Origin of the sequence: Butyrivibrio sp. VCB2001 (assembly GCF_000423965.1) — a bacterium.
Lineage (GTDB): Bacteria > Bacillota > Clostridia > Lachnospirales > Lachnospiraceae > Butyrivibrio.
In genome coordinates, this window is sequence record NZ_AUIZ01000004.1 from 125,515 (window position 1) to 145,528 (window position 20,014).

Consider the following 20,014-nt stretch of genomic DNA (forward strand, 5'->3'; position numbering starts at 1 on the left):
CCCCATATTACCCTCAAACTGCCATTTCCCCATTCAAAATATTGTTTCCCTTAAAACAATGTACATATCCAGGCTGCAAGCGCTGATGCAGCCGGGAATATCACAAGAAGCTTCAGCAGCTGGCTCTTGATGTTATATCCATACTTTCTGTTCTTATAAACGCTTTCAACTTCCGGAAAATAGAACTGAAAAAACTGGAATTTCATGAGCAGGAAGTAGTCAAAGCAGATCATGTCATAAAGCTTGTAAACAGTGAATATAAAGACAAATCTGAAAAAGAACTGTCCAAACGTGTAACCACTCCTGAAACCGTCCCAGATTGAGATAAAGCCTACCCCCAGTATCATCAGAAAACTAAATATCATTAAAGTCCATCCGATTGTCCTGGCGCCGTAGAACAATTCTTTTTCCCTTGGCAAAATAGCCTCCTGCGCTTCTTTCGGTGCTGAAGAAAAGAACTTCTTATCCTGAATAAATGCTACGGCAGAAAACATCATCAGTGTTATCGCCACGCAAAATATTATTGTCAGAAATATAGTTAGAATCATCTCTTATTCCCCTGCCTTATGACCTTCTCAATCCCCCTCACAAACTTTTCCGGCTTAAATGGAGCCAGCCCTCCGTGGCCTGTGTCCTTGATCTTTCTAAATACTGTATGTGGAAAGATCTTTTTTATATATTCCACATCCCACTTTCTATCTTTTACCTCTTTTTCTGCAACCCAATATTCTATGTATTTACAGTCAGTATGGATATACTTCGGCATGGAATAATTGTTGCAGGATTCAAATGTCCTCCAGATTGTTTTAGCGCTAATCATCTTAAGGACCTTTGCTGCGTACTGCACATCTTCCTCTGACAGTTCATCAGTAGAAAAAGCTTTTTCCAACAGCTTTGTTCCACCAATTTTTCCTGTGTATATCAACAAAAAATCCTTTATTGCTATCAATCTTGTAACGATCCAAGGAAGCTGATATGGAGTAATACCACCATCGATTACTGCACTCTGTATTGTCACTTTGTTGCCTGCAAGCATCCTGACTACAATGCTTCCACCCATGGAGCAGCCGTAAAGACACGTCACATTGCTCAGTCCGTTCAGGTTCAGCCATTCTTCCAGTTCTGCTGAGATTTCTTCAACACTTGTGAAATCGCTCTTGTTGTCAGGGTCATACCCCGGAAGTGCAGGAATTATCAGATGGTATTTCTTTTCCAAAAGCGGAATCACATACTCGAAGTAATCCCACATAACCACGGACGGATGTAGCAACACTATGACCTTATCATTATCTTTTCCAAATTCATGTATCGTCATTTTTCCTATCATTCCTACATATCAGATATCCGTTAGTATCCCTCTCAAGGTCTGTCCACTGCTTTGGAATATCGCCGTATTGCCCGATGTATGCCTTGAAATCCCTGTTGAGCGCACTCATCTCATCGACTGCATTCATCGCATGGTCTGAAGTGCAGAGTTTTCCAAGCTTCGTTGCGAAAATGAATTGATAGAACGGAAGGTATTTCTTTTTGAACTTTGGATTCCTAAAGTCTTTGTCGGAATCAGGCATAATTTCATGCCCATTGTCTTCCAGTACTGTATAAGCCGCAATAGTTGCGTCCATGATCCTGTTGACATAAACTTTGTCGCGCCTAAGCTTTTTTATATCACCATTTGTATAATAACAGGCAAAAGCTATTGGTATTACTGATGCTGCATGGCATATGAGCCAGTCTGTCATATTTGATTCATAGACTACTTTGAAGTTTGTTCCGGAGAATACATTTTTTATAAAAAACTCCTGCGATGGAGTTCCCTTAGTATTCCCAATTGTTATCTTATTCAGCGACACCGATTTGATATATTCTTTTTCCCTATGACCAGCAGACATCGCAAATGCAAAAAGAACTGACTTCTCCGATAGTTCTTTTGTAAGCTCATCTGTCTTAAGATTGTTGCCAACAAATACAATGTTCCTGGAAGCATTATCTTTAAGAGGTTGAACAACACTATCTATCTGGGTATATCTGACCACCACGAATATAACGTCGTATCTATCATCCGATCTCAACCCATTAATCACAGGTATCTTCACATTGGTCTTTCTGCCGAAATAATGATGAATACTAAGCCCATTTCTTTTTATCTCTTCATACCATTTTCCACGTGCAAGAAGTGTGACATCTTTTCCCTGCCTGTACAAGTTGCTTGCAAGATTTCCACCCAACACTCCTGCTCCATAAACAAGTATTCTCATGTCATTCCTCTCTTTTAAAGGTCACAAAGATGAGCCCTGCAAACAGAGCACATAATACTGCTCCTGTCAGCATCCATAGGGATAATCCATAATCAGTATTTGAAAGGATTCCATATATTGAAATAGGGATTCCAACTAGTCCGCCCAGCGACAATGCTCCAAAGCCCCTGTGCAGCCTTGTCGCTGTAAGGATGCGGTTAAGCCCTGCCGCCCTCTCACTAATTAGTTCCAACACGCCGATCATCATGAAAATTGCTACTATGACAGAAAGTACGGCATACATATTCGCCTCTTGCCTCAAACATTTCACTGTACAAACAATCCATATTATCCAGCCTGCATTCCCCGGCAAATCATATATCATCCACTTAGCTGTGGATATCTCCGTTCTATATATCCCAATGCCAGGTTTCCACGGGATGCATCTGTTTACGTTTTTCTTATACTCAGCGTACTCCTCACCATATAAATCCAAAAGCCACTTCTCTTCCGTTTTTATAAGTGCAACTGTCATAATAATCCAGTCAACAATCGGAAAAAGTAGCAGCCATGCATTATGCCACATAAGGGTAATCCCAGATAGCGCAAACCACCAGCCGCTGTACATCGGGTTCCGTACCCATGAATAAATGCCATTGGTCTGAAGCCTGTTCTCTGTTATAGAATCATCCATATCTGACCGGACAGCTCCTATATACCATACACCGATTCCCATTATTATGAGTAATGTACCAACCACTCGGAAAATAAGTATCCATGAATCATACAGAATTCCTATCTTAAGCACATAGCCAAACAAGATAATTCCTATTACATTGACCATAGCAATTCCATAAACAATATATGGCCCGACTCCAAAGAGAGGGAGTTTCTGCCCTTCCTTCATGTAGTTCTTTAACATTTTCTGATCACCTCATCATGACATGCAGGCCCATCTGATAAATCCGAATGTCTGATAAACTCTACATGCCGTGTAAGTCCCGAATAGGCTCTTGTATCTGTATTGCAGAATATTTTACAAAGCGGTCTTATCCCATAGGTTTCAAACATTTCGACATACATACACTTTGAAATTCTATATTCTACCTTGTCTCTGGTGACATTGAAATAATCATAGGTTATGCTGCCATCAGTCATTCGTTTTTCATGGTCGCCGATATTCCACTTTCTTGCAATATCAAAACTGTTCGGAAGTGCGTTGATTATTGCAATTATCACATTGAAAAATGTCCTTCTTGCTTCAAAACCAGCGTTTATATAATCCATGATATCTGTGTCAGAAAAGCCAAATTGCTTTAGTTCCAGACACATTGCAATTACCGCATATACATGAAGCGTATTTGTTGATGGATAAACATTGTGTTTCCTGAAATCATCAGAGGCATACATCTTAGAAAGTCGGACAGCGTATGCTTCAACTCTGTCATCGACATTATTAAGTCCAGTTTTTTCAATGGCCTTTCGATATATCTTTTTATAGGCTTTTATCTTTCTGTCCATCCCTTATTCTCCAACTTTACTAAGGATTCGCTATCTTATCAGACAGCACACTGGCAGTACTTCCAGATATCCATTTTCCCTGGCAAATTTCTCTAAAGGACACCGGGTGTTTTTAATAGATATTTAATAACATGAAAATCATTATCAGTTATCTCAAATGTTAGCATACGCTAACTCCTTTTTCAATAGTACTGCAGTATTTTTCTGTCTCATCTCCTATTCTTATTCAGCAGGATCTATTGCCCCATTCATCAAGCCCGTCAGTAAGTGCATGGCTTGCTTTATCATATATACGCCATTCAACTCGATATTGATGAACTACCCTTTCCGACGCAGAGTCGGTGAGGGTAGTTCATTTTCTTGTGGAAATATGATTGGAAAAGTAGTAATATGGCCAAGGCATATTTTAAAAATGGAGGATTTTTCAATGGCTAAAACAAAAACCTGGAACTTTTCAACCACAGACGGAACACCTATAGAGATCAGTCTGCGTAAGAATACCTGGATATCTGTCAACGGCGGTGAGGAAGTGAACGCCAAGACCATCAAAAACAGTGCTGACAGCAATATCTTCGAAGCAGTATTTGATATTGCACTCCCTAACGGTGAGATTGCAAAGATGTTCTCTTCTACCACTCAGAAACACCTTGTATACAACGGCAGGGACGTTGTTACCGGAGAAGAGTACACAGTAGCTCCTATCCCAGCATGGACATGGGTATTTGTTGTACTTTATGCTATCAACTTTTTCGTATTTCTCGGTGGAGCACTTGGCGGTGTAGTCAATCTTTTTGCAATTATCTTTACTGTTCAAATCGCAACCAGAAGCAAAAAATCTACCGGAGTTAAGATACTTCTTAATGTTCTCCTATTTGTAGGTGTTGTGATCCTTTCACTGGTCATCGCCTCATTGTTTTTAGGTATTCGCGGATAATAACAAAGGCCGGAGGAATCAATTTCCTCCGGCCTGTTTTTGTATGACGATGCTACGCTTTCTTCTTATATCCGCAGTCACAATACGGACCGCCTGAAGCCAGTGTATATTCCCTGACAAAATCTGAAGCACCGCCCAGTTCACTCATTGTATAGTCCAAATGGCACATCGCAGGAACCGGTCAAAAAATCCATATTCCTGCAGGCATTCCATTATATTTCATCTTTCGATCACCTCAGCTTGCTGGTATTAGTTCTTTTTAATTGTTTCTAATTCGCAGGCAAAAATCGCACCTGTCTGCGCCTCTTCCCAATGTCCCCGTCCTGATGAACTCAAGTCCCGGAAGATTGCCATATATCCTGTCATCATTTCCGCAGAAGACCTTCGTGATTTCAGGACACCCCAGTTCCGTAAAATATCTTCTATAAGGACATTCTGTTACATCCATCCTGTATTCGCCCTTTTTATTTGGGTAAAAGACATTTTGAAATCCGCAAGTAGATCCAAATATCTTTTTGGTCATTGGATCCCACATTTTAACAAATAAGCTTTTCATTCCGGGGACTCTCATCAGTCCGGCCAGCTTAGCCTGTATACCTACGCACCCTGCAATCGCAGCATCTTCAATAACCTTATATGCTGCATCCTCGCCCAGTATAGGCTTTATTGTCAGATATATTGCTGAGGAAGGGAAAATCCTGCTATCAGTATGGGTATGTACTCCCTTAGGCAATGACTCGTACTTACGCAGATACTCTGAAAGCTTAACTGTGGCATCATTCCAGAGCCTATCACTTTGCTCCTTAGGAAAAGCCTTATCCATTTCAGCCTTTATGAAGCCTTTCTTGGACATTATCTGTTCTGCCTTACTTTGCATTTTTGATTTCCTTTCCCACTGAAATTTATCTCTGATTTTTAAATCGCTATATTTCATGATATCACTTATCGTTAGTTTATGCTAACTCATCACAAAAAATGTGGGTGCTCTTTTTGTGAGCACCCACTTAACCGGCCTTATATACCCTCAGAGCACCTCAAATATATGCTTGCCGACAACAGGCTTCTCACCCTCTATTTCTGTCATGTAGGAGATAAGATAATCCTGTAGACTCTCTTTCCCCAGCTTTTCGAAAATCTCTTTTTCCGTATTATATCCAAGCTGCTTGCCTCTTTCGTTCCAATCCACCAGGGCGTCGATCGTATCTATAAGCAGATCACTGTCATAGTGGAACTTTAGTATATAATCTGCAAATTCCAGAAATCTCTCGGAGCGCATTATTCCAAGGGCTGTCACCAAATTACCGGTACTCCTGGAATCATGGATCAGCCTGGCTTTAAGTGTATCTCCGAATCTGGCAGCATCACTCATCTGGGCCTTATTCATATATTCATCTATCAGCTCATCATTAATCACGTCAAAGGTATCGATACATGCCTGCTGCTCAGCAGTCGGATAATATTTGACAAGCTCTTTTGCCGGATAAGTATCCTCCACAGACCTGTAGGAAGGAGTCTTGAGCGGTTCTACAATGGCTGGGCCTTTACTCTTAGCTTGGATCTTATCTTTAACCTTCTGAAGCCTTTCTTTGTTAACCCACTTTTTAGGCGCATCTATCCTGACATCATCTGCCATTATGAACCTGTTTTGTTTCCCGCTTTTTTCCGTAAAATCATTGGCAAAGCACCTGGTGATCACAACTGCGTTAAAGGACCTGTGATCTAACGCAGCTGCCATTGCCTTGTGATGCCCATCTAAAAGAGCTGTCAGATTCCCGTCCATGAAATAGGCAATTGCTCTGGCGCCGGGATGCTGCCTGTAATATTCAACTCTCTCCTTGTTACATTTCTCGAAGGGCTCTGTAGCTATCGTAAAATGAGGCTTAAGGCTTCCCCACTCGCCATCTTTTAGATAAACCAGGCACGAACCCGGTTTCACAGTATCATCGTTCGGATAATCCCAGAAAAGGTTGCCGCCTCCATCTGTTGGGTACAGCTCAGTATCCCAGATGCAGTAATATCCATCCATAAGAAGCCCCACCAAAGGCTTTATCTGCTCCAGCACCTCTTTAAAAGAGGCTGTATCAGAATTGATGGCATCAAAAGAAAACTCTTTGCTCTGCTCAAGGTTGTATCCGGTCTTAACTATCTTTTCGCAGGTCGGACAAAAATATTCTTCGTCCTGAAGCTGAAAAAGAGGCTTGTCACCGAACATGAGGGTCATCAGACTTTTCTTTTCCTCCTTGGAGTAGGACTGAATTGTATAAATAAGCCCTTTCCCGTTTTCGACATACAAAAGTGCTCCGGGCGAATGGAATTTCTCAGATCTGCCAAACACTGATAACGTCTCTATGTTAAGTTTTGATTTATTAAAACGTGTAAAAAGATCTATCAATTTATATTCTCCAATTTCAATTTTGGGACTTGCATTTTTTCTTTTTCATGTTATTATACTTCTTCGGGCAAAGAACAGTTTATATTTTTTTTATAGAAAGTAGCGTTATATGATAATCGTAATAGCAAACATAGTAGTTTTGGCAGTTTTATATCTTACACTCTGTGCAATATTTGCAAGATCAATGGGAATCGTTAAGTGCATCGATCCAAACAAGGCATATCAGAAAGAAAACAAAAGACATTTTCTCGATGGGTACAAGAACTGGAAAAGTGAAGAATACATAATAAAATCTTTTGACGGTTATGAACTTCATACGACCTATATCCCTTCAGCCATTCCTACCAAAAGATTTGTCATACTGGTTCATTCATCAACTTACTGCAGAATCGGTGGAATCAAATACTTTAACATATTCAGGAAAATGGGATACAACGGTATTCTCTTTGATCTTCGTGGTCATGGCGACAACAAAAAGTCTCCGTCAACCTGGGGCATCAAGGAAAGCAAGGACCTTCTCAGTGTAATAAATGATACCGTTGACCGTTTCGGAGATGATATCAAGATCGGCGTTCATGGCGAGTGCCTCGGCGGTGTAACTGCTCTTACCGCTCTTAAGTATCATCCCAATATCTCTTTTGTTATCGCTGACAGCTGCTACAATTCTCTTTATTCACTTCTTTGCAAGCTAGCTCAGCAGATGGCACATGTATCACCGGTGCTCTTTGATCCGGCTGTAGTCTTCTTCAGGCTTATGTTTGGATACTCTTATAAAAAGATCTTTACAAGAGACAGCCTTGGCGAAAACACAGTTCCGATCTGCTTCATTCAAGGCGACAGCGACTGCGTTGTACCTGTATCCGATACTATGGAGCTTGAAAACGCAACTAATGGCTATACTGAGACCCACATATTTAAAGGCGCTGATCATACCCGTAACATCCTTGCTGACGCAGACCGTTATGAGGATATCATCAGAAAGTTTTTGTTCAGAGTCAATTTTATGGAGCTTATGGCTTAAGCATTATCATTTTTGCTTCATGAGCTCAAACAGTTCCAAGTCCTTCAAATGATTGGTGGTGCTAAGAAGGAGTGTTACTTTCCTGTCTTCTTCTGAGTCTGTCACATCGCGCTGCCAAGCCCAGTAATGAGGGCCGTCGCCGATTGCTCTTAAGGTGGACATGAGGTATTCCATCACATAGGCAGATTGCTTGATATCGGCTTCGCAGTCATTCTCATAAAAGCCCTGCCACTTGTCGTGCTCTCTTTCCCGCTGAGCTTTATCTCCTGCAAGGAAAGCTTCGCGGGCGAGGCCGGCTTGGTAGAAGGCTTTTTTGTATTCGCCGGAAAGTCCAAGGAGCATGCTTTCACAGGCTTGGCTTGCTCCGAGGTAGCCATAGTACAGATATTTTACCTGCATCAGCAGAGAATCTTTGAAAAGCTCTTTTCCGGGATCGGAGAGAGCTTTTGTTGTAGTCTCACATTGATTTAAATATTGTTCATAGTTGTTAGCTGCCGCTTCCACAAGCTCTTTATACCAGATGATCTGGTCGCGGAAGGTGGTGGCGCTTGTGGCCCATTTAAGGTGTGGCGCGGGACTATTCCTGTCCACAACAAAGTTCGTAACAAGCATCCTTGTGATGTGGTTTGCGAACTGCTCTCCCGCCCTGTTGTCCTCGTGAGGGCCGAATTTCAGTGAATACTCAGGCCACTGGGAAAAGAGCCTTGAAACAGCCTCTGCATTATCGGAGCCGTAGTAGGTCCTCGCGTAATCCTGAGTGTACTGCGCCGTGTCTGCGTTGCCGGTTTGCCAGAGCCTTGCAACAAGGTCAAGGTAGTACAGGTGTGGCTTGATGTTTGAGCAGTTGATGATCCAGAAATCTTCTGCGCCGTGTGAGAGGCAGTCTGAAAGCTCTTTTCCTATAAACGCAGGTGAGTTCGGCATCATGGTCATGTGATTTGCAGCCTGAAGATCATAGAAGGATACGTGGTAGTAGATGCCATGCCTTCCGTGGTCGCTTTCTGTGGGAAGCGCATAAACTCTGGGGTCATCATCGTTCTGCCTGCGGGAAACCATCTTGCCATAGCCGTTGTCGGCCCAGACTCTGATGACATCCTCGGGGATATCAAGGTGGCCGTCACGATAAAGTGCCATAATCTCGCCGTAGAGATTGGTGCAGCAGACTGCGTCTTTGTTATGCTCTTTGACCAGGTCGTACTGCATGCGAATGATCTTGCTAATGAGCTCGCCGCGGGCTTTGGGCGTGTCATACCTCGGGTCATCTGCCCAGAAGGGTTTATCACCCTGTCCTCTAAATCCAATGTTCCAGATTACTTTGCTGTCTGACTGCTCCTTGATTGCGTCCTTCCAGAGGCTAGTGAAGAGGTCTTCGTGCTTTGCAAATGAGGGCTCCAGGTCTGGATAGGCTCTTATGAACATCTCAGCACCCAAGGGCTCTGCGTGGTGATGGGTTATGTATAGCCCCATCCTGGACGCTAGTGCGCGGTATTTTCTTGAATTCTTATCAGTTCCCGGAATGGTCATATTCCCGCCAAAGCGCAGCAGTGCCTCAAAGGCCATCTCCCAGGGCAGTTCTGAACTTCCGTCAACCTTCCAGGTTGCCAAAAGGACTTCGTCATTGATAAACCAGCCACGGTAGCGGACTCTTGGTTTATCTGATTTATAGGTGAAGCCTTCGGGAATCTCTATGCTCTCGCGGCGCTCTATCTTCTGGTCGTTCCAGAACCACAGCGGCTGTATACCGAGAAAGCGCCTGCTTATCTCATAGATACCGTAGATAAAGCCAAGGTCGTCGGAGGCTTGTATGGTCAGGGTATTGTCCTTGCATGAGAGTATGTAGGTTTCTGCTTCAAGGGAATTGTCTTCCTCAAAGACAAGCTTGGGAGTCAATGGAGTCAATGGGGACGGTTCTCTTTGACTCCCTTTTTGAGTCACCTGGGACGTTTCAGATTGACTCATTGTGCGCAATGAGTCAAAGAGAACCGTCCCCATTGACTCACTTAAGTCTCTCTTCAAATGACCTAATGCATGTAAAACAGGCTCGCTTGCTTCGCCTGTTATTATGGTTAAGTTTGTGTTGATGATCATAGCTCTTTTGCCTCCTGCCGGCGTTTATACTTGTTCCAAGTACTTCGATGAATTCTCGATATATTTAGGATAGCAAAAGCTTTCGATTAATATAATTGTCTACAGTTAACTTGGTCGTTTTTTATAAGATTTCAACTATGAATGAACTTAAAATGTGCCTATTAATGATTTAGACTAATATGAAAGAAAAAAGACTAATTGCAAATATCAACTTGGATGAGCCCCGGGGACGGAGTCAATGGCTCATTTTCAGGAGTCAAGAGAACCGTCCCCCTGACTCCACTCCTGACTCCTGCTTTTTCGTCGGATACTACTGTCTGGCACTGAAATTTGTTCAAGGACAGTAGCCATGATCGTTATGTTTGAGCCAACACTACTGTCTGCGAATCAAAATCCCCATGAGACAGTAGATATTTGCTTTAAATTAGCTCCTTGCACATCTAAACACTGCAAAAACTGTGAATTTTCTACTGTCTCTATAACAATTCTGTCATGAGACAGTAGCCCTGCACATGATAATGTGTAATTCACTACTGTCCCCAGAACAAATTTGTTGCAGGACAGTAGCCTACGCCAAATTTGGCATACAAATTGAGTCACCGGGGACGTTTCAGATTGACTCATTGCACACAATGAGTCAATCTGAAACGTCCCCAATGACTCACGCGAAGATCCAACCCATGAAAGAGGAATCACCATGAAAGACATGACAAAGGGCAGTATTCTAGGCGCCATCATTTCTTTTTCAATTCCAATGCTGATTTCAAGCATCTTCCAGCAGCTGTATTCTCTGGTGGATACTTATATTGTGTCGAGATACCTTGGACCGGATGCACTGGCAGGAGTTGGGGCGACAGGTCTTTTGACATTTCTGATGCTCTGCATAGCGCTTGGAATGGGCGCCGGCGGAGGTCTTATCATCGCGCAGTGTTATGGCAGCAAGAACTATGAGAAGCTGCGCAGCACCATCATTTCCATGAGCTATATCATGCTGCTACTGGCAGCAGTTATGTCATTTCTTGGATTCATATATTCAAGGAAATTCCTTGTATTCCTGAAGGTCCCGGATAACGTCATTGACTATTCCGTCACCTACATCAGGATCATCTTTGTTTTCTCCATCGGCACGGTTCTCTACAACCTGACATCATCAATACTCAGGAGCGTAGGCGATTCCAAGACTCCGCTCTATGCGCTCATCGCCGCCTCCTTTATCAACATCGGCCTGGACCTTTTCTTTATCCTGAAACTGAATATGGGCGTGGCCGGAGCAGCTTACGCAACAGTCATTTCCCAGTTCATTTCCGGACTTATCTGCCTTGTGATCATAATCAGGAAAAGAGCTGACCTCGGCTTTAATGGCGTCGGAAGCCTGCTGCCGGATGCACATACTCTGCTTCTTATAATCAGAACATCCCTGCCTTCTACCTTTCAATCGTCCCTTATCACACTTGGCGGAATCTCTGTCCAGAGGCTCATCAACTCCTTTGGCAGCGATGTCATGGCGGGCTATGTTGCAGCCAGCAAGGTGGATTCACTTGCCATTCAGGTCATCCTCTCCGTTGGCAATGCGCTGTGTGTTTTCACCGGGCAGAACATTGGAATCGGCAATCTTGAGAGAATAGAAAAAGCACTGAAGAAGTCACGAATCATCATGTTCTTCAGTGCTGTTGTCATTGCTATTTGTGCATATACCTTCAGGTTCTGCATCGTAGGCATATTCCTGGATGCAGATGCTAATCCGCTTGCTCTTAACACAGGTGCGCAGTACCTGTCAATTGTAGGTGTCGCATACCTTATCTGCGCCATCATGCAGAGCTACCAGAATGTCATAAAAGGTGCCGGCGACGTCAACACCTGCATGGTTGCGGGGCTCACAGAGCTTGCGGGCAAAATTATATTTGCCTACGCTGCATCGCCTTTCCTTGGGCCTCTTGGAATCTGGATCTCCACGCCATTTTCATGGGCTTGCGGATGTGTGATTCCTGTTGTCAGGTACTACTCTGGGAAGTGGAAATTCAAGACCCTGACATGAGCTTGGGGAGTCAAAGAGAACCGTCCCCATTGACTCATGCCAGATTTTTCTTAAATTCCTCAGCCTTCAGGCTTCCGTATCCTTCATACTCATCCGCCACGAATTTCTCCAGAGCCTTATCTTTAAACTCGCTCCAGCTCTCAGCTTCGTGCCTTACAAGAATCGGGTAAAAATACACTCCGTTCTCCAACGCAGCCTGAAGATCTCCGGGGGCATCTCCGACCATCAGGATATGACCGACATCGTAACCTTTGTCTCTGATCATTCCAAGGCATGCACTCTTTGAACCCATCTCCTGGGTGCAGACGATATCAACCATATCAAGAAGTCCGAACCTCCCCCATTCAGCTCTGACAGCCTCAGGGTTTGCGCTGGAAACCACGGCGATGTCGCACTTGCCATAGACCTCCTCAAATGCCTCTTTCACTCCCTCAAAAGGTTTTATCTCTTCCTCGGGAAGCTCCTCAATCGACGCATTAACACTCTTACTCCAGTTAAGTGCCTTCTCAAATACCGGAGAAACCTCCGTCATCTTGGAAACCGCATTATTACTGAGCTCCGGTGCATCATCGCTCCAGGTCTTGAGCGCCTTGACTCCCTCGATTCCCGTGTAATTCTCATCAACATACAAAAGACAAAGCGCCAGTCCCTTAAACCTGTTGATCCCTCTTGTCATGGAAAAGAGATTGATCTCATTCCACTTCTCCAGAATCTCTTTTTCCCATTTCTCAAGTCCCCACTCCTTTATCATGCAGGGACCAAAGCACCTGAAGTGCTTGATATTCATGGTGTCCATGGCACATCCGTCTGAATCGATGCAGACTATATGCTCATGTTTCTTCTTAAAATCCAAATCGGACATAACATATCCTTCCTTAATCAAAGCCTTGTATCCCATCTGTCGCACCAGACAAGATCGTTTGCCTCACCCTTAAACTCAGACTTTCCGGTGAGCTTCTCCACCAGCGCCTCGATGTACTCAGCGCTTCCGCTATAGGCATTTATGAAAGTCTTCATCATTGGTACATCAAAGAGATGGTTGGTGTAATTCAGCGATACGGCAACCGTCGGCACTTCATGTACAAACCACGGGATCTCACAGGAGTGTGAAACGGAATAGGTAAGCCTTGTGTTGTTCTCCTTGGCATAGCCCTTCATGCTGATGACAAACAGCACCAGGTCAGTGTTTTTCTTGAACTCTTCCCTGTTCTCGTGCTCCATCATCTTGAATCTGTTGAACTTCGACGGGCCTTCCATCTCGTATTCGTAGTAATCCTTAGGCGCCCTAACTTCAAATCCGGCCTTCTCAAGCTCTTTTACCAAAAGAGCCTTTGCAGGGTCAGGGCCATCGGCCAACGATACAGGAGCGCTCTCTACAAAGTACAGCACTACCTTCTTTTTATCTGCAGGAGTAACCGGCAGGATATGCTGAGTGTCTTTTACCAGCGTGATGCTCTCATCCGCAGCCTTTCTCGCAAGAGCATGATGCTCATCACAGCCGACAACCGCAAGCATGTCTTTATTAGGAAAAGACATCTCGTCAAGCCCAAGGTGAGCCTTGAGTCCCAGGATTCTGTGAAGGGCGTCATCAAGCCTCTCTGCGCTGATGGTGCCATCCTCGATTCCCGCTCTCACATACCCTATATCCTCTGCAGGATCATTAAAGAACAGGATCATGTCACAGCCTGCTGCCACAACCTTCTGCATAGCATTCTTTCTGTCAGCAGCTGCTGTCAGTCCCGCCATATGTGTTGCATCGGTAACGATAAGACCGTTAAATCCAAGCTGCCCCCTGAGCAGTCCCTGAAGCAGTTCAGGTGACATTGTAGCAGGCATGATATCTTCATCCTTGATATCAGGATTAAACTTCTTTGTATACGCTCTCTGGGCGATGTGGCCGACCATGATGCTGGGAAGGCCTACATCTATGAGCTTTTTGTAAACCATTCCAAAGGACGCATCCCACTCTTCAACAGACAGGTCGTTGCATCCCATCACAAGGTGCTGGTCTCTCTCTTCGCTTCCATCTCCCGGGAAGTGCTTGGCAGCGCAGGCAATTCCTGCCTTTGTCATCTCATCCATGTAGGCCAGTGACCTCTCTGCCACAGCCTCAGGATCATTGCCAAAGCCTCTGGTATTAACAATGGTATTTCTCCAGTTAGATACCACATCACACACCGGCGCGAAGCTCCAGTTGCAACCGACAGCCTTGGCCTCTGCTGCGCCGACCTTTGCCATATCTCTTACAGTATCAAGGGTTTTGCTCGCTCCGCAGGCAGCACCTGTAGCAACAAATGTTCCCTCGCCCACAGCGCCGTTTCCGCCTGCCTCGCAGTTAGCTGCGATCAGCACAGGAATCTTGCTCTTTTCCTGGAAGAATCTGTTCTGCTCATAGACCTCCTCCAGTGTTCCTCCCTGCCAGCGAACTCCGCCGATATGATACTTGTTCACAAGCTCATCAAGGGTCTTCTCATCTCGTCTGAGTGTGAGGTTAATAAAGAGCTGACCGATCTTCTCATCCATGGTCATGTCCCTGATCGTATCCTCGACCCACTTAATTTTCTTATCATCAAGATTAAAAGGCTTTGCCTTAAGATCTACCATTATTTCACCGTTCTTTCTTAGTTTTTGTATCCGAAATCCGGAATATTTGTCCATCTGTGTTTGAAGTAATGTGCAGCCAGCTTAGGCTTACGGTCTCGGGTGAAAAGACCTTTCTTATTGCCCTGAACTCTCACGATGCTCTGGCTTGTTGCAAAGTCCGCAAAGTTCCAGACATGCTCGCCCACAACAAAATCATTCTCATCAAAGACTGCATTGTTCATCTTATAGTAGTCAACCTGATACTCCTCGGTAAACATGACCGGTGTTGTATCGTGAAGCCCCATTACCGTATCAGCTCCGTACTCGGTAAACATAAGTGGTTTGCCAAGCTCTTTCCACTGCTCAAGCTCTTTTCTAAGAGCCCTCTCAGAAGCCTCAAGGTCAGGTCCTGCATAGTACCAGCCATAGTATCTGTTGAGACAGATAACATCGGAAAGCTTTGCTGAAATGTCTCTGTCAGGTCCGCCTGCCATCTGCACGCTGGTGAGGGTACAAGGTCTTTTCTCCGGATCAAGCTCTTTTGCCAGCTTATAGAGAGGCTCGAAATACTCGTAAGCACCCTCGGAATAGGAATCCGGCTCGTTTGCTATATTCCACATGACTACACATGCGTAGTTCTTATCTCTGCTTATCAGGTCGCGGATAACATCCTTGTGATGCTCAAAGGTCTTTACACCATGTTCCTTGTCATAGGTTCCGACCTTCTGTCCGCCGAAGTTAGCGCCGCCCCCGAAGTCGAAATTGATGCCAACGGCAGTGGTCTCATCTATAACTACAAAACCTTCTCTGTCTGCGATGCGCATCATCTCTTCACTGTAAGGATAATGGCTGCATCTGAAGCTGTTTGCCCCTTGCCACTTCATTAGGGAGACATCCTTGATGTACATTGGAATGTTGATTCCACGGCCGTTCGGGAAGGTATCCTCATGCTTGCCGTAGCCCTTGAAATAGAAGGGTTTTCCGTTGATCAGGAACTGTTTACCCTTTACCTCAACGGTCCTGAAGCCGTAAGGAAGCACGTAAACGTCCTCTCCGTAAGTAACCTTTATGTTGTAGAGATATGCATTAAGAGGCTGCCAGAGGTGTACGTTTTTAATATCGATCTTTCCCTTTGCGCCGTCGCACTCGCCGACCTTTGCTCCTGCCTCATCATAGATCTCAACAAGGCATTTTTCTGCATCTCCCTCTGTCTCCACCTCGTAGGAGAGCTCTGCGTTTTCGCCCTCTATCTTTGGCAAAAGAGATATGTCTTTAATGTAGCTTATCGGAGTGGTGTAAATGCGCACAGGTCTTGTGATTCCGCAGTAGTTGAAGAAATCAAAGTTTGGATTATTGATCTTCTTTCTTTCACCGTCTGCGAATGAAGCCATTGCTCCTCCGATCATTGGGGCATCTCCGCCCACTGGAAGAGTTGTGTAATCGATGATGTTAGAGACTGCTATCGTAAGAAGGTTTTCACCATCTGTAAGCTCACCACCGATCTCAACTTCAAAGGGGAGAAATCCGCCTTCATGACGCGCCAGCTCTTTTCCATTCAAATATACAATTGCATGGTGAGTTACAGCGTCGCACCGAAGGACAACTCTCTGACCGCTGCGCACTGCCTTGGGCATGGTGATTTTCTTCTGATAGAACACGAAGCCGTAGTGATCTCTGAAGCTTGCGCCTTCCTTCAAATCGTTATAAGAAGCGGGAACAGGCATGGTTATCGGATTCTCCAGTGGTCTTTCATACCACTTCTCATCAAAACCTCTGCCGTTATCCAGTGCAAAATCCCATATTCCTGAAAGGTCCATTACCATTCGTGAACCTGTAATTATCGGATATAACATTTTTATTCCTCCTGAAATTGGTCCTAAGGGGGTACCGCTTGCGGTGGATTCCTTAGGACGGTCTACTGTTTTCATAACTTGCTTTACACTACCTCAGATCTCTATGTTTCCGTGTTCATCAGCTGCTTTGGGCACTGCTGCCATCCAGTCCAAAAGTCCCATGGCAACGGAGATTCCGGTCCATGAAAGGATCAGATAGAAAACGCCCTTAGCGTAGTGCCCTGCGTAAAACTGGTTTGCGCCGACAATTGAAAGAGCGCAGAGCCAGAGATATTTCTTTCTGTTTACAGTCTTAGGAGTATCAAGTTTTTCTTTTAACTCAAAGTATTTTTCTCCGAGTCGTACCCAGAGTCTATTGTCTTTTTCTGTGCTCATTGCTCTCATTTGTCGTCCCTTTCTTTATGCGTTCTGATTCTTGATCTCAGAAATCTTTTCTCTTACTTCTTCCATCTTCTCAGCTGTAAGTGGATAGTACTTCATGGCAATAACATTTGCCAAAAGACCTAATGAAACAAGTCCGTACATAAGGAAGATTCCAACTACCTTGAGCTGAGGTGTATAAGGTGTATCAACGTCAGGCATTACTGTCTTGAATCCAATTGCTGCAAGGCAGATGCTTGCTACGAATGGAGCCAGTGATGAAACAAGCTTGTCGATGAAGCTAAAGAGTGTTCCCATAAGTCCCGGAACATAACGGCCTGATCTGTATGTCTCATAATCTGCACAGTCAGCTGTCATAGGGATTACGATGTTTGAGCTTACCTGCTGGAAGCCGCCTGCTACAACTGTCAGGATGAAAAGAGCTACTGTAAAGAAGCTGAATCCTGTGAAGCCCTCATAACCGGGAAGGTTAAGTGTTGTAGGATCGCCGAAGCCCCAAAGAAGCATCATAAGTACGTTTCCGATAAGAGCGATCCAGCTGCTGAGTACCATTGCTTTTCTCTGTCCGAACTTGGTTGCGATCACGCCGACGCCAAGGATGATGAAGAGGACATTACCGATGGTTGTGTAGATCTGGAAGCCACCTGAAAGAGCATAGTTACCTGCTACGATAGCGTACATGATAAGTGTAACTGTAGAGGTTCTTGCTGCTGATCCGAGCTTATCTGTTGATGCGGAAACAACCAGCATCTGGATAGCCTTGTTGTTCTTGATAACCTCGAAGTAATCCTTGAAGGTGATCTTCTGTGCCTTACCTGTTCCGAAGTATTCTCTTCTGTCCTTAGGCCAGATTGAGATAACAGCGATTGCTGTGAACAGTGCTGAAACAAGTGCAACGATTGCCCAGAACTCATGGAACATCGCAATGTCTTTTCCAAGGCCGTGGTACTTAGGTGCAAGGTATGATGAAACGAAAACCTGTCCGCCTGTGAAGAGGATCATGTTGTAGATCGCATCAAATACTGTGAACAAAGGTCTCTGCTTGGGATCGTTTGTAACACAGGTCTGAGCTGACTTTGTAACTACACACTGGAAAGTGTATCCGATGTAGTAGATGGCGTTGATAAGGATGAAGAAGAATATCCTTGGTGCACCTTCAGGCAGTGATGGTGTTACAAAGAACATCAGAAAACTTGCAAGAGCAAGTATGATATTTCCGATTATCATAAAGGGACGGTTCTTACCGAACTTGCCGTCTGTCTTATCTACGATATAACCGATGAAGGGATCTGTTACTCCGTCCCATACTCTCATGATCATTGAAAAGCTTCCTGCCAGGACAACTCCCAGGCCAACCCATCCGGTGATGTAGTAGGCAATAAAGTTCATCAGGAATAAATAAAGATTTGTTGCTGTGTTGTTAAGCGCATATCCTGCAATTCGCCATGTTGGGACTCTGTGGATTCCGTTTCCAACATCATATTTATTGTTTCCCATTGTTTTTCCTCCGCGTTTGTCTATAACCGTTTTTTGTGCTCTGCTGCAGTTCAGAGCACTTTTTTGTATTCTCATAATACATACGTGCAAGGACCATAACAATGACAATATTTGTTTATTGTAGTATTATATTTATAGTTATTTAAATAAAGTTAATATTGTACTATATTTTATAAATATTGTTTGATTGGAGAAAATATGCAGAACGCATTTTTGGAGTTTACTCAGAGTTTTTTCGACAAGATGGGGATTCCCACTCATATCGCCAACCTAAATGACCCTCTTTCAGATGAAATTGATATGGGCCTTAGAAAGACCATTGTGAGTAAAAGAGATAATGAGGCAGTATCGTTAAAAGACATCGCAGAGTCTTTTGCCCAAAACAACAGCATCTATTTCGCCGAAGACATTTACACCTGCCATTATATCTTTATTCCTGTTCCTGAGCAGGAGCTTCCTGTTGCCATGATCCTCGGGCCCTATCTCACGGAAACGCCCAGCATCCAGAGGACTCAGGAGATATGCAAAAGGCACGGCATTCCTCAGGGACTTATCTCGTTTATCAATCAGTACTACTCTTCAACCACATATCTGGATAACACCTCGTCTTTGGAGTATTTCATTGAGACTGTCGCGGAAAAGATATATGGCGCCGGCAACTACAGCATCGAATACTTAAAGCAAGACGCGGTAGAAAATACCGAGTACTTATCAAGCGCAGAGAGTACATCCAACGAGAGCACAGTCCAGCAATTGGAGCACAGATACGTGCTGGAAGAAAAGATGATGGATGCAATCGCAAAAGGTGATTATGATAAAGCCATGCATTACAGCACCGACAAGTCCTTCAGCGGACTTGATAACAGGGCATCCAGCACACTCAGAAGCAGGAAAAACTTCCTGTTTGTCTTTAACACGCTCTGCAGAAAGGCTGCCCAGAGGGGCAATGTTCACCCTGTATATCTTGATGAGATGTCCCGCCGAATGGCAATCCGTATCGAGAACATGACAGCTCCCGGCGAAGATAAGGAAGTTCACCGCGAGATACTCAGGAAATACTGCCTGATGGTTCAGCAGCATTCAACTTCCGGCTTCTCTCCCGTTATGCAAAAGGTCTTGAACCACATATCGCAGTACCTGTCAGAGCCTGATCTTACACTTCAGAGCACGGCTCTTGAACTTGGCATAAATAAAAGCTACCTGTCATCCCTCTTTAAGAAGGAGACAGGCAGCACCTTTACAAACTATGTTAATAAAAAACGTATAGATCATGCAATCTTCATGCTCAATACCACAGATTATCCCGTCCACACCATTGCATCAGTCTGTGGCATCACCGACATGACTTACTTCACCAGGCTCTTTAAAAAAGAGAAGGGCATGACACCCACCCAGTATCGCAACATGATCCACCCTAAATGATATGAGGAGTCAGTGGGGACGGTTCTCTGGGGGAGTCAGTGGGGACGGTTCTC

General features: G+C 44.3%; 17 protein-coding genes. 4 read left to right on the plus strand and 13 right to left on the minus strand.

What is annotated here, in order from left to right:
- Positions 1–50: 50 nt before the first annotated feature.
- The 5 genes from G589_RS0106685 to G589_RS0106705 are packed head-to-tail and all read right to left on the minus strand — an operon-like array spanning position 51 to position 3,755.
- A complete protein-coding gene (locus G589_RS0106685; RefSeq protein WP_026497936.1) occupies positions 51–548 on the minus strand; it encodes a hypothetical protein in 498 nt (165 codons plus the stop codon).
- Positions 545–1,327, minus strand: coding sequence for an alpha/beta hydrolase (locus tag G589_RS0106690; protein ID WP_330366661.1), 783 nt, complete (start codon positions 1,325–1,327; stop codon positions 545–547). Before G589_RS0106690 ends, G589_RS0106685 begins: the two co-directional genes overlap by 4 nt.
- Complete coding sequence (locus tag G589_RS19135; RefSeq protein ID WP_081668961.1) at positions 1,302–2,255, minus strand: ketopantoate reductase family protein; 954 nt, start codon at positions 2,253–2,255, stop codon at positions 1,302–1,304. Before G589_RS19135 ends, G589_RS0106690 begins: the two co-directional genes overlap by 26 nt.
- Position 2,256: 1 nt before the next feature.
- Complete coding sequence (locus G589_RS21600; protein ID WP_081647900.1) at positions 2,257–3,156, minus strand: methyltransferase family protein; 900 nt, start codon at positions 3,154–3,156, stop codon at positions 2,257–2,259.
- Positions 3,150–3,755, minus strand: a complete 606-nt coding sequence (locus G589_RS0106705) for an L-2-amino-thiazoline-4-carboxylic acid hydrolase (RefSeq protein ID WP_026521548.1) — start codon at positions 3,753–3,755, stop codon at positions 3,150–3,152. Before G589_RS0106705 ends, G589_RS21600 begins: the two co-directional genes overlap by 7 nt.
- Before the next feature lie 427 nt (positions 3,756–4,182).
- Here G589_RS0106705 and G589_RS0106710 point away from each other — a divergent pair, with 427 nt between their 5' ends.
- Positions 4,183–4,689, plus strand: coding sequence for a hypothetical protein (locus tag G589_RS0106710; RefSeq protein WP_026521549.1), 507 nt, complete (start codon positions 4,183–4,185; stop codon positions 4,687–4,689).
- Between the two features lie 259 nt (positions 4,690–4,948).
- On the opposite strand, the gene G589_RS0106715 is transcribed toward G589_RS0106710, so the two are convergent.
- Together G589_RS0106715 and G589_RS0106720 are read right to left on the minus strand one after the other, a co-directional pair.
- Positions 4,949–5,566, minus strand: a complete 618-nt coding sequence (locus tag G589_RS0106715; RefSeq protein WP_026521550.1) for an L-2-amino-thiazoline-4-carboxylic acid hydrolase — start codon at positions 5,564–5,566, stop codon at positions 4,949–4,951.
- 147 nt (positions 5,567–5,713) lie between these two features.
- The gene (locus G589_RS0106720) at positions 5,714–7,081 is read right to left on the minus strand and encodes a hypothetical protein (RefSeq protein WP_026521551.1); all 1,368 of its coding nucleotides are present in this window, start codon (positions 7,079–7,081) and stop codon (positions 5,714–5,716) included.
- A 109-nt stretch (positions 7,082–7,190) separates the two neighbouring features.
- Here G589_RS0106720 and G589_RS0106725 point away from each other — a divergent pair, with 109 nt between their 5' ends.
- Positions 7,191–8,102 carry an alpha/beta hydrolase gene (locus G589_RS0106725; protein WP_242826428.1) on the plus strand — a complete coding sequence of 304 codons (912 nt, stop codon included), beginning with the start codon at positions 7,191–7,193 and terminating at the stop codon, positions 8,100–8,102.
- Positions 8,103–8,108: 6 nt separating this feature from the next.
- Here the strand turns inward: G589_RS0106725 and G589_RS0106730 are convergent, their stop codons facing one another.
- Positions 8,109–10,001 (minus strand): glycosyl hydrolase 115 family protein, encoded by a 1,893-nt coding sequence (locus G589_RS0106730; protein ID WP_196811854.1) that lies wholly within the window; start codon positions 9,999–10,001, stop codon positions 8,109–8,111.
- An 886-nt stretch (positions 10,002–10,887) separates the two neighbouring features.
- Between G589_RS0106730 and G589_RS19145 the strand changes: the two genes are divergently transcribed.
- Positions 10,888–12,225: an MATE family efflux transporter gene (locus G589_RS19145; RefSeq protein ID WP_051192224.1), complete on the plus strand. Its 1,338-nt coding sequence runs from the start codon at positions 10,888–10,890 to the stop codon at positions 12,223–12,225.
- 34 nt (positions 12,226–12,259) lie between these two features.
- Here G589_RS19145 and G589_RS0106740 read toward each other — a convergent pair whose 3' ends face one another.
- The 5 genes from G589_RS0106740 to G589_RS0106760 all read right to left on the minus strand — a co-directional run bounded on the left by G589_RS0106740 (position 12,260) and on the right by G589_RS0106760 (position 18,539).
- Positions 12,260–13,087 (minus strand): HAD family hydrolase, encoded by an 828-nt coding sequence (locus tag G589_RS0106740; RefSeq protein WP_026521554.1) that lies wholly within the window; start codon positions 13,085–13,087, stop codon positions 12,260–12,262.
- Positions 13,088–13,104: 17 nt separating this feature from the next.
- Positions 13,105–14,829 carry a glycoside hydrolase family 3 protein gene (locus G589_RS0106745; protein ID WP_026521555.1) on the minus strand — a complete coding sequence of 575 codons (1,725 nt, stop codon included), beginning with the start codon at positions 14,827–14,829 and terminating at the stop codon, positions 13,105–13,107.
- Positions 14,830–14,846: 17 nt separating this feature from the next.
- Positions 14,847–16,661 carry a beta-glucuronidase gene (uidA, locus tag G589_RS0106750; protein WP_026521556.1) on the minus strand — a complete coding sequence of 605 codons (1,815 nt, stop codon included), beginning with the start codon at positions 16,659–16,661 and terminating at the stop codon, positions 14,847–14,849.
- Positions 16,662–16,754: 93 nt separating this feature from the next.
- Positions 16,755–17,045 carry an NINE protein gene (locus G589_RS19150; protein WP_022768640.1) on the minus strand — a complete coding sequence of 97 codons (291 nt, stop codon included), beginning with the start codon at positions 17,043–17,045 and terminating at the stop codon, positions 16,755–16,757.
- A gap of 15 nt (positions 17,046–17,060) precedes the next feature.
- The gene (locus tag G589_RS0106760; RefSeq protein WP_026521557.1) at positions 17,061–18,539 is read right to left on the minus strand and encodes an MFS transporter; all 1,479 of its coding nucleotides are present in this window, start codon (positions 18,537–18,539) and stop codon (positions 17,061–17,063) included.
- Between the two features lie 198 nt (positions 18,540–18,737).
- On the opposite strand from G589_RS0106760, the gene G589_RS21015 reads away from it, so the two are divergent.
- Positions 18,738–19,961, plus strand: coding sequence for a helix-turn-helix domain-containing protein (locus tag G589_RS21015; RefSeq protein ID WP_026521558.1), 1,224 nt, complete (start codon positions 18,738–18,740; stop codon positions 19,959–19,961).
- The last annotated feature ends 53 nt before the right edge of the window (positions 19,962–20,014 follow it).

Bases quoted from the DNA above. Each gene is read 5' to 3' on its own strand.
- G589_RS19145 (WP_051192224.1), top strand. From the start codon at position 10,888: ATGAAAGACATGACAAAGGGCAGTATTCTAGGCGCCATCATTTCTTTT.
- G589_RS0106760 (WP_026521557.1), bottom strand. From the start codon at position 18,539: ATGGGAAACAATAAATATGATGTTGGAAACGGAATCCACAGAGTCCCA.
- G589_RS19135 (WP_081668961.1), bottom strand. From the start codon at position 2,255: ATGAGAATACTTGTTTATGGAGCAGGAGTGTTGGGTGGAAATCTTGCA.
- uidA (WP_026521556.1), bottom strand. From the start codon at position 16,661: ATGTTATATCCGATAATTACAGGTTCACGAATGGTAATGGACCTTTCA.
- G589_RS0106710 (WP_026521549.1), top strand. From the start codon at position 4,183: ATGGCTAAAACAAAAACCTGGAACTTTTCAACCACAGACGGAACACCT.
- G589_RS0106685 (WP_026497936.1), bottom strand. From the start codon at position 548: ATGATTCTAACTATATTTCTGACAATAATATTTTGCGTGGCGATAACA.
- G589_RS0106715 (WP_026521550.1), bottom strand. From the start codon at position 5,566: ATGCAAAGTAAGGCAGAACAGATAATGTCCAAGAAAGGCTTCATAAAG.
- G589_RS19150 (WP_022768640.1), bottom strand. From the start codon at position 17,045: ATGAGAGCAATGAGCACAGAAAAAGACAATAGACTCTGGGTACGACTC.
- G589_RS21015 (WP_026521558.1), top strand. From the start codon at position 18,738: ATGCAGAACGCATTTTTGGAGTTTACTCAGAGTTTTTTCGACAAGATG.
- G589_RS0106725 (WP_242826428.1), top strand. From the start codon at position 7,191: ATGATAATCGTAATAGCAAACATAGTAGTTTTGGCAGTTTTATATCTT.
- G589_RS0106690 (WP_330366661.1), bottom strand. From the start codon at position 1,327: ATGATAGGAAAAATGACGATACATGAATTTGGAAAAGATAATGATAAG.
- G589_RS0106745 (WP_026521555.1), bottom strand. From the start codon at position 14,829: ATGGTAGATCTTAAGGCAAAGCCTTTTAATCTTGATGATAAGAAAATT.
- G589_RS0106705 (WP_026521548.1), bottom strand. From the start codon at position 3,755: ATGGACAGAAAGATAAAAGCCTATAAAAAGATATATCGAAAGGCCATT.
- G589_RS21600 (WP_081647900.1), bottom strand. From the start codon at position 3,156: ATGTTAAAGAACTACATGAAGGAAGGGCAGAAACTCCCTCTCTTTGGA.
- G589_RS0106740 (WP_026521554.1), bottom strand. From the start codon at position 13,087: ATGTCCGATTTGGATTTTAAGAAGAAACATGAGCATATAGTCTGCATC.